Origin of the sequence: Cognatiluteimonas profundi, assembly GCF_009792795.1 — a bacterium.
GTDB lineage: Bacteria > Pseudomonadota > Gammaproteobacteria > Xanthomonadales > Xanthomonadaceae > Cognatiluteimonas > Cognatiluteimonas profundi.
In genome coordinates this window covers 539,703-553,935 of the sequence record NZ_VKHQ01000003.1, presented here as the reverse complement: position 1 = coordinate 553,935, position 14,233 = coordinate 539,703, and the positions used below count along the sequence as shown (strand labels likewise).

General features: G+C 67.7%; 13 protein-coding genes. 11 read left to right on the top strand and 2 right to left on the bottom strand.

Translation table 11 applies throughout. The features are described 5' to 3' along the window. Window positions 1-68: 68 nt before the first annotated feature. Complete coding sequence (locus tag GST15_RS04575) at window positions 69-1,616, top strand: transglycosylase SLT domain-containing protein (protein WP_159016051.1); 1,548 nt, start codon at window positions 69-71, stop codon at window positions 1,614-1,616. Window positions 1,617-1,659: 43 nt separating this feature from the next. Here GST15_RS04575 and asd read toward each other — a convergent pair whose 3' ends face one another. After that, window positions 1,660-2,502, bottom strand: coding sequence for an archaetidylserine decarboxylase (gene asd, locus GST15_RS04570; protein WP_159016050.1), 843 nt, complete (start codon window positions 2,500-2,502; stop codon window positions 1,660-1,662). After that, the gene (locus tag GST15_RS04565) at window positions 2,499-3,065 is read right to left on the bottom strand and encodes an SCO family protein (RefSeq protein ID WP_425482206.1); all 567 of its coding nucleotides are present in this window, start codon (window positions 3,063-3,065) and stop codon (window positions 2,499-2,501) included. The genes asd and GST15_RS04565 overlap by 4 nt, the downstream gene beginning before the upstream one ends. 167 nt (window positions 3,066-3,232) lie before the next feature. Here GST15_RS04565 and prmB point away from each other — a divergent pair, with 167 nt between their 5' ends. From prmB to glmM, 10 genes are all read left to right on the top strand, one after another. Continuing rightward, window positions 3,233-4,150, top strand: coding sequence for a 50S ribosomal protein L3 N(5)-glutamine methyltransferase (gene prmB / locus GST15_RS04560; RefSeq protein WP_159016048.1), 918 nt, complete (start codon window positions 3,233-3,235; stop codon window positions 4,148-4,150). Further along, window positions 4,147-5,247, top strand: a complete 1,101-nt coding sequence (gene aroC, locus GST15_RS04555) for a chorismate synthase (RefSeq protein WP_159016047.1) — start codon at window positions 4,147-4,149, stop codon at window positions 5,245-5,247. The genes prmB and aroC overlap by 4 nt, the downstream gene beginning before the upstream one ends. A 57-nt stretch (window positions 5,248-5,304) precedes the next feature. Then, entirely contained in the window at window positions 5,305-6,321 is a 1,017-nt protein-coding gene (locus GST15_RS04550) for an aspartate-semialdehyde dehydrogenase (RefSeq protein WP_159016046.1), read from the top strand. Between the two features lie 73 nt (window positions 6,322-6,394). Then, a complete protein-coding gene (locus tag GST15_RS04545) occupies window positions 6,395-8,173 on the top strand; it encodes a FimV/HubP family polar landmark protein (RefSeq protein WP_233263045.1) in 1,779 nt (592 codons plus the stop codon). A gap of 27 nt (window positions 8,174-8,200) precedes the next feature. Further along, window positions 8,201-8,989, top strand: coding sequence for a tRNA pseudouridine(38-40) synthase TruA (truA, locus tag GST15_RS04540; protein ID WP_159016044.1), 789 nt, complete (start codon window positions 8,201-8,203; stop codon window positions 8,987-8,989). A gap of 10 nt (window positions 8,990-8,999) precedes the next feature. Further along, window positions 9,000-9,674 (top strand): phosphoribosylanthranilate isomerase, encoded by a 675-nt coding sequence (locus GST15_RS04535; RefSeq protein ID WP_159016043.1) that lies wholly within the window; start codon window positions 9,000-9,002, stop codon window positions 9,672-9,674. A 56-nt stretch (window positions 9,675-9,730) separates the two neighbouring features. Beyond that, window positions 9,731-10,945, top strand: a complete 1,215-nt coding sequence (gene trpB, locus GST15_RS04530; protein WP_159016451.1) for a tryptophan synthase subunit beta — start codon at window positions 9,731-9,733, stop codon at window positions 10,943-10,945. A 65-nt stretch (window positions 10,946-11,010) separates the two neighbouring features. Then, entirely contained in the window at window positions 11,011-11,829 is an 819-nt protein-coding gene (gene trpA, locus GST15_RS04525; RefSeq protein ID WP_159016042.1) for a tryptophan synthase subunit alpha, read from the top strand. Between the two features lie 153 nt (window positions 11,830-11,982). After that, window positions 11,983-12,873 (top strand): acetyl-CoA carboxylase, carboxyltransferase subunit beta, encoded by an 891-nt coding sequence (accD, locus tag GST15_RS04520; protein ID WP_159016041.1) that lies wholly within the window; start codon window positions 11,983-11,985, stop codon window positions 12,871-12,873. After that, entirely contained in the window at window positions 12,870-14,231 is a 1,362-nt protein-coding gene (gene glmM / locus GST15_RS04515; RefSeq protein WP_159016040.1) for a phosphoglucosamine mutase, read from the top strand. The genes accD and glmM overlap by 4 nt, the downstream gene beginning before the upstream one ends. The last annotated feature ends 2 nt before the right edge of the window (window positions 14,232-14,233 follow it).

The following is a 14,233-nucleotide window of genomic DNA, read 5'->3' as shown; positions in this document are numbered from 1 at the left end:
ATGCGTGGTTGCCGTCGGAGCAAACACGGCGCTACCCTGCGGTTACCCCCTGCAGTGCCCTCGAATTGATGAAATCCCTTGCCGCGTGCTGTGTCGTGCCTGCTGTGCTCCTGTCGTTGCTGTTCGCCGCACCCGATGCCATGGCGTTGTCGCGTCGCGACCAGGCGAATATCGACACCCTCGACCAGAACATGGCCGCGGCGGAGGCGCGCTACCGGCAGGCGCTGGTGAAGATCGGCAACAACGATCCGACCGGCCAGAACGAGAGCAACGCGGCGCTGGAGGACATGGAGGATGCCGTCGCCGGTTGCGGCAAGCAGAAGGGCTGCCAGGTGTCGACGTTGCTGGCGACCTACAAGCGCCTGTTGAAACTGGGCGCCGACAGCGAGGCGTCGTCGGCCGGGAACGATGAAATCGATCCGAACGACCCCGATCCCGACCACGAAGGCGACGTCGCCTTCAATGCGGCGGTTCCGCAGGCCGCCCAGGCCGCGAGCCTGCTGGACAGCCACACCCACCGTTTCGACAGGATGGTGCAGTACAACCCGGCGGTGCAGGCGGGCATCCGCCGCTGGCTGACCGACATGCGCGGCGCGCTGCTGCAGAGTTACGAGAATTACGAATACATGCGCCAGATGATGTGGCCGTCCTACGGCCGCGCCGGGCTGCCCGAGGCATTGCTGTTCGGCATCATGGCCAAGGAGTCCAACGGCAAGGTGCATGCCACGTCGCGCTCGGGTGCCGCAGGACCGATGCAGTTCATGTACGCCACGGGCAAGCGCTTCGGCCTTGGCCCCGACGCGACCGGCTTCGACACCCGCTACGACCCGCGCGCCGCTGCCGAGGCGAGCGCGAGCTACCTAAACGAGCGCATGGGCGAGCTCAACCGGAGCATCGAGCTGTCGCTGGCCGCCTATAACGGCGGGGAGGGGCGCGCGCTACGTGTCTACCAGGGCGCCGGCGGCCGTGGCTTCTGGGACGCGGACATCTACAAGCAGTTCCCGCCGGAAACCCAGGATTACGTGCCCATGGTGATCGCGGCCGCCTGGTTGTTCCTGCATCCGAAACAGTACGGACTGAGCTTCCCCAATGTCGATGCCAGGCCGGCGACCTTGCGGCTGGCGAAGTCGGCGACGATCTACGAGCTGGCGATCTGCCTGGGCAACCGTGGCGTTCGCGAGGGCTACATGCGGCCGCTGCGCAACCTCAACCCCCGTTACGAGGCGGACAGCTGGCTGCCCGCCGGTGCGACGCTCAATGCGACCACGCAGATCGTCGGCCTGTACAACCGCTATTGCCTGCAGGGGCCGCGCGCGACGCTGGCCGAGCAGCTCGTGCGCAGCGACCCGAATTCGGCCATCGTGCGGACGGGCCCGGTCACGCAATTGCCGACGGCCGTGGCGATGACGACCACCGTCGCCACCGGAAGCCCCGCACCCGTCACCGGTGCGTCGAAGCAGCGCAATTACAGCGTGCAACGCGGCGAAACGCTGGTCTCCGTCGCCCAGAAATTCCAGTGCGACCTGCGCCTGCTCGCCGGTGCCAACGACATCAGCGGGCCGAGCTATTACGTCCGGCCAGGTCAGCGCCTGCGGCTGGAAGGTTGCCAGGAGTAGGCGTCATCGCGGCGGGACGGTCACCACGCGTGACCGTTCCGACTCAGGTCAGCGTGGCGAGCCTTTCGCCCAGTCGCACCGGTGATTCGGGCGACAGCTGTGCCGCCAGTGTCGCCATGCCATGCGGCAGCAGCACGATCACGGTGGAGCCGTAGTTGAATCGCCCCATCTCGGCGAAGCGCTCGAGCGTGATGCCGGCGCCGCGGTAATCCTTGACCGTGACCGCGTCGCCATAGCGGGGGATCTCGATCCCGCTCCAGACGGTTTCCACGCCGGAAACCAGCAGTGCGCCGACCATCACCACCGCCATCGGTCCGAACGAGGTGTCGAAGTGGCAGACGAGGCGTTCGTTGCGCGCAAACAGGCGCGACACCATCCGCACCGCATCCGGACCGACGCTGAACAGGCGTCCGGGAACGTGGACGGTTTCGCGCAGTGTCCCGGTCCACGGCATATGGACGCGGTGGTAGTCCTTCGGCGACAGATAGACCGTGGCGAACAGGCCGTCGTCGAATGGTTCGGCCGCGGCCGCATCGGCGAGCAGTTCGGCGGCCGTGAACGTGAAACCCTTCGCCTGGAAGATGCGTCCGTCGTCGATCTTCCCGCATTGGCTGATGCGTCCGTCCGCCGGCATCAGCAGCGCTCGCGGGTCGGGATCCGGGACGCGCGCACCCGCCCTGAGCGAGCGCGTGAAAAAGGCATTGAAGGATTCGTATGCCGCGGGATCAAGGACTTCGGCTTCGGACAGGTCGACGCCAAACCGTTGCGTGACCGTATCGATCAGCCATCGGCGCACGCGCGGATTGCCCGAGTAGGCCAGGCGGCGGGCGAGCGAGGACAGCGCACGGTGCGGCAGCACATAGGTCAGGCGGGTGAGCAGGCTCACTTCGCCGATGCCCCGGACAGCACGATCAGGTCCGAGGCGATCGCGGCGGGATCCAGTGGAGGCTGGATCACGCCGGCCATGCGGCCCTGGGCATCCAGCACCGCCAGCGCGGCCGAGTGATCGACGCTGTACTGGTCCGCGGGGGCGCCGTCCGCCGCGGGAACCTTCATGAACACCATGGACAGCGAGCGCGCGAATGCCTCGAGCGCCGGGATGTCAGCGGTCGCAGCCAGCGTGTCGCGATGGAAGGCGTGCGCGTATTCGCCGATCGCATCGGGTGAGTCGCGCTCCGGATCGACCGACACGAACAGTACCCGCGGCCGCGTCGAGTCGGGCAGCGACGCCCACTGCCGTTGCGCCTGCGCCAGTTGCGCCAGGGTCGTCGGGCAGACGTCGGGGCAATGGGTGAATCCCAGGAAGACCAGCGTCCAGTGGCCTTTCAGCTCGCCGGGGACCAGTGGCGTCTGGTCGGATTGCTGGAGGGTGAATGAAGGCAGCTCACGGGGATGGTCGAACAGCTTGACCGCCCGCAGCTGCGGCTGCGCGTGGCCGGCACGCTGCATCCAGTGCTGCGCCCCCCAGAGGGCGCTGCCGACGGCGAGCGCGGCAACCAGGATGACTGCGGTGGTTCGGTTGAACATGGCAGTCCGCGAAAAAGGTCCGCGGCCATGATACCGGGGCGGCCCGGCTATAATCGCCTGCCTTCCGATCGCCTGGGCGTGTTCGCCTCATGACCGACGAACTGCAGACGATCATCGACCTGATCCGCTACGGCGCGAGTCGCTTCAACGCGGCCGGCCTGACCTTCGGCCACAGTTTCGACAACGCGATCGACGAAGCGACGCAGCTGACGCTGCATGCGTTGCACCTTCCACACGATATCGGACCGGCATATGGCCAGGCCCGCGTGACGCTGGCCGAGAAGGAAGACGTGCTGGGATTGTTCCTGCGCCGCATCGAGGAGCGCATCCCGGCCGCCTACCTGACGGGGGAGGCCTGGTTCGCGGGATTGAGCTTCAAGAGCGATCCGCGCGCGCTGGTCCCGCGATCGCCGATCGCCGAGCTGATCGAGAACGGCTTCGAGCCCTGGCTGGGCGGCCGTGAAGTGCTGCGCGCGCTGGACCTGTGCACGGGATCGGGTTGCATCGCGATCGCGACGGCGCACTACAACCCCGAATGGCATGTCGATGGCGTCGACCTGAGCGATGCCGCGCTGGCGCTTGCCGAGGAAAACAGGGGCCGCCTGCATGCCGACAACGTGCGGCTGCTGAAATCCGACCTGTTCTCGAACCTGGTGGGCGAGCACTACGACCTCATCGTCACCAATCCGCCTTATGTCACCAACGCCGAGACCGACGCGTTGCCGCGCGAATACGCCCATGAACCCGAGCTCGGGCTGCGCGCGGGCGACGACGGCCTGGACCTCGCGCTGAAGATCCTGCGCGACGCCCCCCTGCACCTGACCGACCATGGCCTGCTGATCTGCGAAGTCGGCGAGGCCGAGCAGGCGCTGACCCGGTTGCTGCCGGAATTGCCGCTGGCCTGGGTCGAGTTCAAGGTTGGCCAGATGGGCATCTTCGTCGCCGAGCGCCACGACCTGGTCACGCACAACGCACGCATCAAGAAGCTCGCCGACAAGCGCCCGTGAACACATTCGGACAGCTGTTCCGGGTCACCACCTTTGGCGAGTCGCATGGCCCCGCGATCGGTTGCGTGATCGATGGCTGTCCGCCCGGCATCCGCATCGAGCCGGCGATGTTCGCGGCCGACCTCGCGCGGCGGGCGACGGGAAAATCGCGACACACATCGGCCAGGCATGAGGCCGACCTGGTCGAGATCCTGTCCGGTGCGTACGAGGGCACCACCACGGGCACGCCGATCACGCTGCTCATCCGCAACGAGGATGCGCGCAGCAAGGATTACGACCGCATCGCGGAGCAGTTCCGGCCGGGTCACGCCGATTACACCTACTGGCACAAGTACGGCATCCGCGACCCGCGCGGAGGCGGACGCAGCAGTGCCCGGGAAACAACGATGCGCGTCGCCGCCGCGGTGATCGCCAAACACTGGCTGGATGAGCATCACGGCGTGAAGGTGCGTGGCTACCTCGCGCAGATCGGCAGCCTTTTGCCGACCGCCTGCGAATGGGCGGCGGTCGAATCCAATCCGTTCTTCTGGCCCGATGCCGGCCAGGTCCCGGAGCTCGAGAACTACGTCGATGCGCTGCGCAAGTCGGGTGACTCGGTTGGCGCGCGCGTGACCACGGTTGCGACAGGCGTGCCGCCGGGCTGGGGCGAGCCGGTGTACGGCAAGCTCGATGCAGAACTCGCCGCGGCGATGATGTCCATCAACGCGGTCAAGGGCGTCGAGATCGGCGACGGTTTCGCATCGGTCTCGCAGAAGGGCAGCGAGCACCGCGACGAGGCCACGCCGGCCGGATTCCTGTCCAACCATGCCGGCGGCATCCTCGGCGGGATCAGCAGCGGCCAGGCCATCATCGTGTCGACGGCGTTCAAGCCGACGTCGAGCCTGCGCTTGCCGGCGCGCGGCGTGGACGTCCGCGGCGAGCCGGTGGAGATCGTCACCACCGGCCGGCATGATCCCTGCGTCGGCATCCGCGCGACGCCGATCTGCGAGGCCATGATGGCGCTGGTGCTGATGGACCAGGCGCTGCGGCATCGCGCCCAGTGCGGCGATGTCGGCGAGGTGTCGCCGCGCATTCCCGCAAGCGCGGGATCCGCCTGATTCTCCAGGCGCTTTGCCTGCCACAATCTCGATATCAACCGGAAGCACGGCACAACAATGAGCAAGACGTACAAGGTCGCCGTCGTCGGGGCCACCGGCGCAGTGGGTGAAGTGATGCTGTCGATCCTGGCCGAGCGCAGGTTCCCGGCCAGCGAGGTCGTGGCGCTGGCGAGTTCCCGCTCCGCAGGCGGCAAGGTGTCGTTCGGCAATCGCCAGCTCGTGGTGCAGGACCTGGCGACATTCGATCCGGCGGGCGTCGACATCGCGCTGTTTTCCGCTGGCGGGTCGGTGTCGAAGGAATACGCGCCCCGGTTCGCCGCCGCCGGCGCGGTCGTGATCGACAATTCCTCGGCGTTCCGTTACGACGCGGATGTCCCGCTGGTCGTGGTCGAAGTCAATCCCGAGGCAGCGCGCGATCGTCCGCGCGGCATCATCGCCAACCCCAATTGCTCCACCATGCAGATGGTCGTTGCGCTGGCGCCGATCCATCGCAAGGCCGGCATCGAGCGATTGAACATCGCGACCTACCAGTCGGTGTCCGGCACCGGTCGCCTTGCGCTGGAGGAACTCGGCCGGCAGACCGCGGCGCTGCTGAACTTCCAGCCGGCGACGCCCGAGGTGTATCCGGTGCAGATCGCCTTCAACGTGATCCCGCACGGCGGCGACTTCACCGACAACGGCTATACGACCGAGGAGATGAAGCTTGTCTGGGAAACCCGGAAGATCCTCGGCGACGACGCCATCGCGATCAACGCGACGGTGGTCCGCGTGCCCGTCTTCTACGGGCATTCCGAGGCAGTGAACATCGAGACCCGGGACAAACTTTCTGCAGCCGATGCGCGCAAGCTGCTGGAGGCCGCGCCCGGCGTGGAGGTTGTCGACGAACACGTGCCGGGTGGTTATCCGACGCCGGTCACGCACGCGTCGGGAACCGACCCGGTCTACGTCGGCCGCATCCGCGACGACATCTCGCATCCGCGTGGATTGAACCTCTGGATCGTGTCGGACAACATCCGCAAGGGCGCTGCGCTGAACGCCGTGCAGATCGCCGAATGGCTGGTCCTGAACCCTTGAACATTGCGGTTGGCGGTCGCGGACGGCTAGAGTCGGCGCAATCGGGGTCATGGGGGTGGGTGTGAGCAGCAGGTTGCCAATCGCACTGTCATCGGTGCTTGCCATTGCGCTGGCCCTTGCCGCCGGGCCTGCCGCAGCGCTGGGGCTGGGCCAGCTCCAGGTCAAGTCGAAGCCGGGGCAGCCGCTGGTCGCGGAAATCCCGATCATTTCCAGCGACCCGACCGAACTGCAGGGCCTGCAGGTCCAGCTCGCTCCGCCCGAGACCTTCACCCGCGTCGGCCTGGATGCGCCGCAAGGCGAGGTGTCTTCCCTCCGGTTCGAGCCGGCGCTGGACGCCGCGGGGCGACCGGTCATCCGTGTCACCAGTCCCGAGCCGGTGCAGGCCGCGGCGCTGACCTTCCTGCTCCAGGTGGACTGGAGCCAGGGTCGGTTGGTGCGCGAGTATTCCGCGCTGGTCGACACGCCCGAGTCGATTGCCGCCACGGCACCGCCGCCGATCCAGGCGCCATCGGTGGCGCAGCCGAATCTCGTCATCCGGCCAGCTGCGCCGGCGATCGCGACGCAGGCGCCACCGCAAGCCGCGCCACCGGCAGCCGCCGTACCGACTCCCGCGCCGCGGGCGTCCGCGCCGCCCCCCCCGCGCCCTGTCGCGGCAACACCACCGGCGTCGTTGCCCGCAGCCGAACCAACCCAGGTCGGCGTCGCGGGGCAATACGGACCAGTGCGCGCCGGGCAGACGCTGGGCCAGATCGCCGCAAACCTGGACAGCCTGCGCGGCTACAGCACCGCCCAGGCGATGCTCGCGTTGTTGCGCGCCAACCCCGATGCCTTCATCGGAGGCAACGTCAATCTCATCAAGCGAGGTGCCGTCCTCAAGGTTCCCGCAAGCGACGACGTGGCGGCGATTGGTCGCAGCGAGGCGGCCCGGTTGCTGCATGAGCAGGTCGCGCAATGGCGCGCGGCGCGCCCGCAGCCCGAGTTGGTCGCGGGCGCTGCCGCAGCTTCGCGTGGACCGGCTGCGCCGACAGCGGCCGTCAAGTCGGCGCGAACGGTCGGTGCGCGCCTGGAAATTGCTCCACCGTCGGCAGTGGGCCGTCAGCGGGCGGGTACACAATCCGGACTCGAAGCCGGTGGCGAGGGTGAGATGTTGCGACAGCAATTGCAGGAAACCAAGGAAACCCTGGCCGCGCGCGACGCCGAGGTCAACGAGCTCAAGACGCGCGTTGCCGAACTGGAGAAGCTGCAGCAGCAACAACAGCAGTTGCTGACCATGAAGGACAGCGCGCTGGCGTCGGCGCAGCAGACATTGGCGAAGTCCAACCGCGCCGTATCGCCGCCGCCTGCCGTGGCTTCGCAATCGACACCATCGACCCAGCCGCCCGCAGCGCCGCCGCAGGCTGGTGGGCTCTGGCTCTGGGGCGGGCTGGCGTTGATCGTCGCGGCCTTGCTGGGCTGGTTGATGACACGCCAGCGCCAGCGTTCCACCGTGTTGCCCAAGCGTATTTTCGATACAGAAGCCCTGGCGGCGAGCATTCCGGTGCCACAAGCATCCGCGGATCCGGCCGTGGCGAGTGCGTTCATGCCTGACCAGCCCGTCGCCCCGCGACCGATGCAGCCACCCCGCCGCGCCGCGGTGATCGATCCGGTCACCCCGCCCTGGCACGGCGACGCCACGACTGCACCGGGTGCGCAGGAGGTGGCAACGTCGACCGTCGGCCGGCAGCTGGAGATGGCCCAATCCTGCCTGGATCGCGGCGACGAGGACGCGGCACGCCTGCTGTTGCGCGAAGTCCTGGACGGCCGCGATCCGGTCGCTCGCGAAACCGCGGCGCGCCTGCTGCGCGACCTGTGATCTCCCCCGGTCGAGGGGGCTGAGCCGGTGCGGTACGCGCTGGGCGTCGAATACGACGGCAGCGAATTCTCCGGCTGGCAACGGCTGGAAGCGCGTGGTGGGCCTCGCCGGGGCGAGGCCACGGTGCAGGCTGCGGTCGAGGATGCGCTGTCGTTCGTGGCAGGGCATCCGGTTGGCGTCGTCTGCGCGGGACGCACCGATGCCGGGGTCCATGCGGCCTGCCAGGTGGTCCATTTCGACAGTGATGCCCCGCGCGAACCGCGGTCGTGGGTACTTGGCACGACCACGCGGTTGCCGGCGTCGGTCTGCATCCTCTGGTGTGTCGCGGTGGACGAGGGTTTCCATGCGCGTTTCTCGGCGCGTGCGCGGCGCTATCGCTACCGCATCCTCAACCGGCCGGTGCGGCCGGCGCTGCAGCGCCAGTACCTGTCATGGGAGCGGCGCCCCCTGGATGCACGGTCCATGCAGCGGGCTGCCCAGGCCCTGGTCGGAGAACACGATTTCTCGGCGTTCCGCACCGTGCACTGCCAGGCACCCCATGCCAGGCGCGACCTGCACGACATCCAGGTGCGCCGGACGGACGACATCATCGAAGTCGAGGTACAGGCAAACGCCTTTCTTCACCACATGGTGCGGAACATCGTTGGTAGTCTGCTCGTCATTGGCCGCGGCGAGCAGCCCGAAGACTGGCTTGCCGCCCTGCTGGCAGGGCGTGATCGAATGCTTGCCGGGCCGACTGCACCGCCCGACGGGCTGGTCTTCGTCGGTCCGCGCTATCCGCCTGCCTGCCGGCTGCCCGCCGAGGTGACCCTTTGAGGCTGGAATGATGTCCCTGACCACTGGTCAACGACGCACGCTCTTCCGCACCCGCATCAAGTTCTGTGGGATGACGCGTCCCGGCGACGTACGCCTGGCCAGCGAACTGGGCGTCGACGCAGTCGGCTTCGTGTTCGCCCAGAAGAGCCGGCGCCGCATCCGGCCGGAGGAAGCCCGGTTGATGCGCAATGCGCTGGCGCCGCTCGTCGACGCCGTGGCGCTGTTCATGGACAACACTGCCGAGGAAGTCCGCGATGCGATCCGCCAGGTGCGGCCGACGCTGCTGCAGTTCCATGGCAGCGAGGACGATGCCTTCTGCCGCGGCTTCGGGTTGCCGTGGGTCAAGGCCGTCCCGATGGGGCTGGCGGACAAAAGTTCAGCCACGGCCCTGCAGGTGCGTTACCCGGGCGCCGCCGCATTCCTGTTCGACAGCCATGGCGAGGAGGGTGGTGGTACCGGCGAGACCTTCGACTGGTCGCGCATTCCGCGCTCGCTGACCAAACCCGTACTGCTTGCTGGTGGCTTGAACCCGGACAATGTCTTCGACGCCATCATGGCGACGATGCCCTGGGGCGTGGATGTCGCCAGTGGCATCGAGGGTGCGCCAGGGGTTAAGGATGGCGACCAGATGCGCCGTTTCGTCGAGGAAGTGCGTCGCGCGGATTGCCACGTCGAGCACTCCTGAAGTCGCCGGGGATCGATTCGCTACACTGCACGGCCGCCACGAACCCCATCGTGCAGATGTACGACGCCATCAACGATTTCCACGCCTACCCGGATGCCACGGGACATTTTGGTCGCTACGGCGGGCGTTTCGTCGCCGAGACCCTGATCGGGCCGTTGCAGGAACTGGCCGCCGCCTATGACGCCGCCCGCGTGGACCCGGAGTTCATCGCTGCCTACGAACGCGATCTCGCGCACTACGTCGGCCGACCCAGCCCGCTCTACTGGGCGGAGCGCCTGAGCAGGGAAGCCGGTGGCGCGCGCATCGTGCTCAAGCGCGAAGACCTCAACCACACCGGCGCCCACAAGATCAACAACACCATCGGCCAGGCCTTGCTCGCCAGCCGCATGGGCAAGACGCGGATCATCGCCGAGACCGGCGCCGGCCAGCACGGTGTCGCCAGCGCGACCGTCGCCGCGCGCCTTGGGCTCGAGTGCGTCGTGTACATGGGTGCGACCGACATCGAGCGGCAGAAGATCAATGTCTATCGCATGCAATTGCTGGGCGCGACCGTGGTCCCCGTCACCAGTGGCTCGGCGACGCTGAAGGATGCACTCAACGAAGCGATGCGGGACTGGGTGACGAACGTCGACGACACCTTCTACATCATCGGCACCGTTGCCGGTCCGGATCCCTATCCGCGCATGGTGCGCGACTTCAACGCGGTCGTCGGCCGCGAAGCGCGCGTGCAGATGCTGGCCGAGTACGGCCGGCTTCCCGACGCCGTGACCGCCTGCGTTGGCGGTGGCAGCAATGCGATCGGGATCTTCCACGCATTCCTCAACGATCGCGACGTTCGTCTCGTCGGCGCCGAGGCGGCAGGGGAGGGGCTGTCGAGTGGACGTCATGCCGCGTCCCTTTCCGCTGGACGCCCGGGCGTCTTGCACGGCAACCGGACGTACGTGCTCTGCGACGACGACGGCCAGATCGTGGAGACGCATTCGGTTTCCGCGGGGCTGGATTATCCGGGCGTCGGCCCGGAGCATGCTTTCCTCAAGGAGTGCGGACGTGCCGAGTATGTCGGCGTGACCGACGCCGAAGCATTGGCGGCATTCCATCTGCTCGCTCGCACCGAAGGCATCCTGCCCGCGCTCGAATCCAGCCACGCCATCGCGCAGGCAGTGAAACTCGCTGCCGAACTTCCCGCCGATGCCGTGGTCCTGTGCAACCTCTCCGGCCGCGGCGACAAGGACGTGCACACGATCGCCATGCGCGAAGGCCTGCAGCTCTAGAGCCGTCGCGACAGGCACGCGCCGGCCTTCGCGTGGCCACGACACATGCCGCCCCCTGGAATCCAATGTCCCGAATCGATGCCCGTTTTGCCCAACTCAAGGCCGCCGGCCGCAAGGCGCTGGTGCCATTCTTCACCGCCGGCGATCCATCGCTGGAAGCGTCGGTCCCGGTGATGCACGCGCTGGTCGCCGCCGGCGCGGATGTCATCGAGGTGGGCGTCCCGTTTTCGGATCCGATGGCCGATGGGCCCACCATCCAGCGCAGCTCCGAGCGTGCGCTCGCGCGCGGCGCCGGGATGCGGTTCGTGCTGGACTGCGTCCGCGCATTTCGCGACTCCGACGCACACACCCCGGTGATCCTGATGGGTTACCTCAATCCGGTCGAGATCCGCGGCGCCGAAGCATTCGCGCGCGACGCGGCTGCCGCCGGAGTCGACGGCGTGCTGCTGGTCGACCTTCCCCCGGAGGAGGTCGGCGACCTGCACGCACGCTTTCGCGCCCACGGGCTGGCATTGATCCTGCTGGCTGCGCCGACCACGTCCGATGCGCGGATCGGACTGCTCTGCGATGCAGCGCAGGGTTACCTGTACTACGTCAGTTTCGCCGGCGTCACCGGCGCCGATGGGCTCGATACGGCCACGGCCATCGCGCGGTTGCGGTCGATCCGCGCGCGCAGCCCGGTCCCCGTCGTTGCCGGATTCGGCATCAAGGACGCGGCCTCGGCAGCCACGATGGCCGCGGAAGCCGACGGTGTCGTGGTCGGCAGCGCGCTGGTGGCGGCGATGGCCGGCGCCACGTCGCCACAGGACGCCTCCCGGCTGGCGCATGACTTCCTCGGGCCGCTGCGTGCGGCGCTCGATGCGCTGGCGACAGCACCGGCGTAGTGCCCGCGACATCCATGCGGAGCCGGGCACCGATGGCGTCCGGGCAGTGGAGGCGGGAGGCTGCGGTAGACTTCACGCCGGTCCGGTGAAGCATCCTGTACGCAGGACATCGCGCTCCGGCGCCAAATCTCCAATCGTCGAGGTGGCTTTCAGGTGAGTTGGCTGAAGAAACTGATGCCCGCGCGCATCCGCACCGAGGCGCCAGCCGGCCGCAAGCGCAGCGTGCCCGAAGGCTTGTGGGAAAAGTGCGGACGCTGCGGAGCGGTGCTGTACCGGCCGGAACTCGAGGAAAACCTCGAGGTCTGCCCGAAGTGCAACCACCACATGCCGATCCGCGCACGCGTGCGGTTGAAGGCATTCCTGGACCCCGAGGGCACGTCCGAAATCGGCGCGGCCCTGGGCCCGATCGATGTCCTGTCCTTCAAGGACCAGAAGAAGTATTCGGACCGGATCAAGGCCGCGCAGAAGGCCACCGGCGAACGCGATGCCCTGGTGGCGATGCAGGGAACGCTGCGTGGCCAGCCGATGATCGCCTGCGCCTTTGATTTCGCCTTCATGGGCGGGTCGATGGGTTCCGTGGTTGGCGAGCGTTTCGCATTGGCCGCCGAGCGGGCGCTCGCGATCGGGAGTCCGCTGGTGTGTTTTTCCGCGACCGGCGGTGCGCGCATGCAGGAAAGCCTGTTCTCGCTGATGCAGATGGCCAAGACCTCGGCGGCGCTCGGCCGGCTGCGCGCGGCGGGCCTTCCCTATATTTCCGTGATGACGCATCCCACGACCGGCGGCGTGTCGGCTTCGCTGGCGATGCTTGGCGACATCAACATGGCCGAGCCCGAAGCGCTGATCGGCTTCGCCGGGCCGCGCGTGATCGAGCAGACCGTGCGCGAAACGCTGCCGGAAGGATTCCAGCGCAGCGAGTTCCTCGTCGAGCATGGCGCGATCGACCAGATCTGCGATCGACGCGAGCTGCGCGGCCGGATCGCGCACCTGATCGCAATGCTCATGAAGCTTCCGCAGCCGCCGGAAGATGCCGAGGCCGCTGCATGAGTGCGCGCGCGTATTTCGGGACGGACGGCATTCGCGGCCGCGTCGGCGAGGGGGCGATCTCCGCGGATTTCGTCCTGCGGCTGGGCAACGCCTATGGGCATGCATTGAAGCTGCAGGCACAGGGCACGCGTGAATGGCGCAAGCCGCTGGTCATCATCGGCAAGGACACGCGGATCTCCAACTACATGTTCGAGGCCGCGCTCGAGGCTGGCCTGGTGGCCGCTGGCGTCGACGTGCAATTGATGGGGCCGATGCCCACGCCGGCGGTTGCGCACCTGACCCGTTCGTTGCGCGCCGATGGCGGCATCGTGATCTCGGCTTCGCACAACCCCCATTACGACAACGGCATCAAGTTTTTCTCGGCCCACGGCGAAAAGCTCGACGACGCCGCGGAGCTGGCGATCGAGGCCGCGTTGACGCGCCCCTTCGAGACGATGCCGTCGGAAAAACTCGGCAAGGCGGTCCGCACCCGCGATGCGCTCGGTCGCTATGTGGAAGCCTGCAAGAATTCCACGCCCAAGGGATTCGACCTCGGCGGGATGAGCATCGCGATGGATTGCGCCAACGGCGCGACCTACCAGCTTGCCCCGCTCGTGCTGCGCGAGCTGGGCGCGCGCGTGGATGCCATCGGCGTGGATCCCAACGGAACCAACATCAACGAAGGTGTCGGTTCGACGCATCCGGAGGGCCTCGTCGCGCACGTACTGGCGATGCATGCGGACCTCGGCATCGCTTTCGATGGCGACGGCGACCGCGTGCTGTTCGTGGATGCGGACGGTGCCATCTGCGATGGCGACGACCTGGTCTACGTCCTGGCGACCGACTGGCAACGCAGCGGTCGCCTGCGCGGCCCTGTCGTCGGCACGCTGATGAGCAACTTTGGCCTCGAGCGCGCCCTGGGCGAGCGCGGTATCGGCTTCGTGCGCGCCAAGGTCGGTGACCGGCACGTACACCAGGCGCTGTTGAAGCACGAGGGCGTGCTGGGTGGCGAGGCATCGGGCCACCTGCTGTGCCTGGATCGCGCCAATACCGGCGATGGCATCGTCAGCGCGTTGCAGGTGCTGGAAGTGCTGCGGCGGCGCAAGCTGACGCTGCGCGAGGCCTTGCATGGCATGCAGCGCGTGCCCCAGGAAACGATCAACGTGCGCTTCGACAGCGGAGCGCGGCCCGTCGAATCCCCCGGTGTGCAGGCAGCGCTGGCAATCGCCCAGCGCGCCGTGGAAGGTCGCGGCCGTGCCTTCCTGCGTCCCTCGGGGACCGAACCTGTCGTCAGGGTGACGGTGGAGGCCGACGACGTGACGCTGATGCGTGCCACGCTGGATGCGCTCGCCGATTCCGTGCGGGCGGCGGTGCAGTAAGG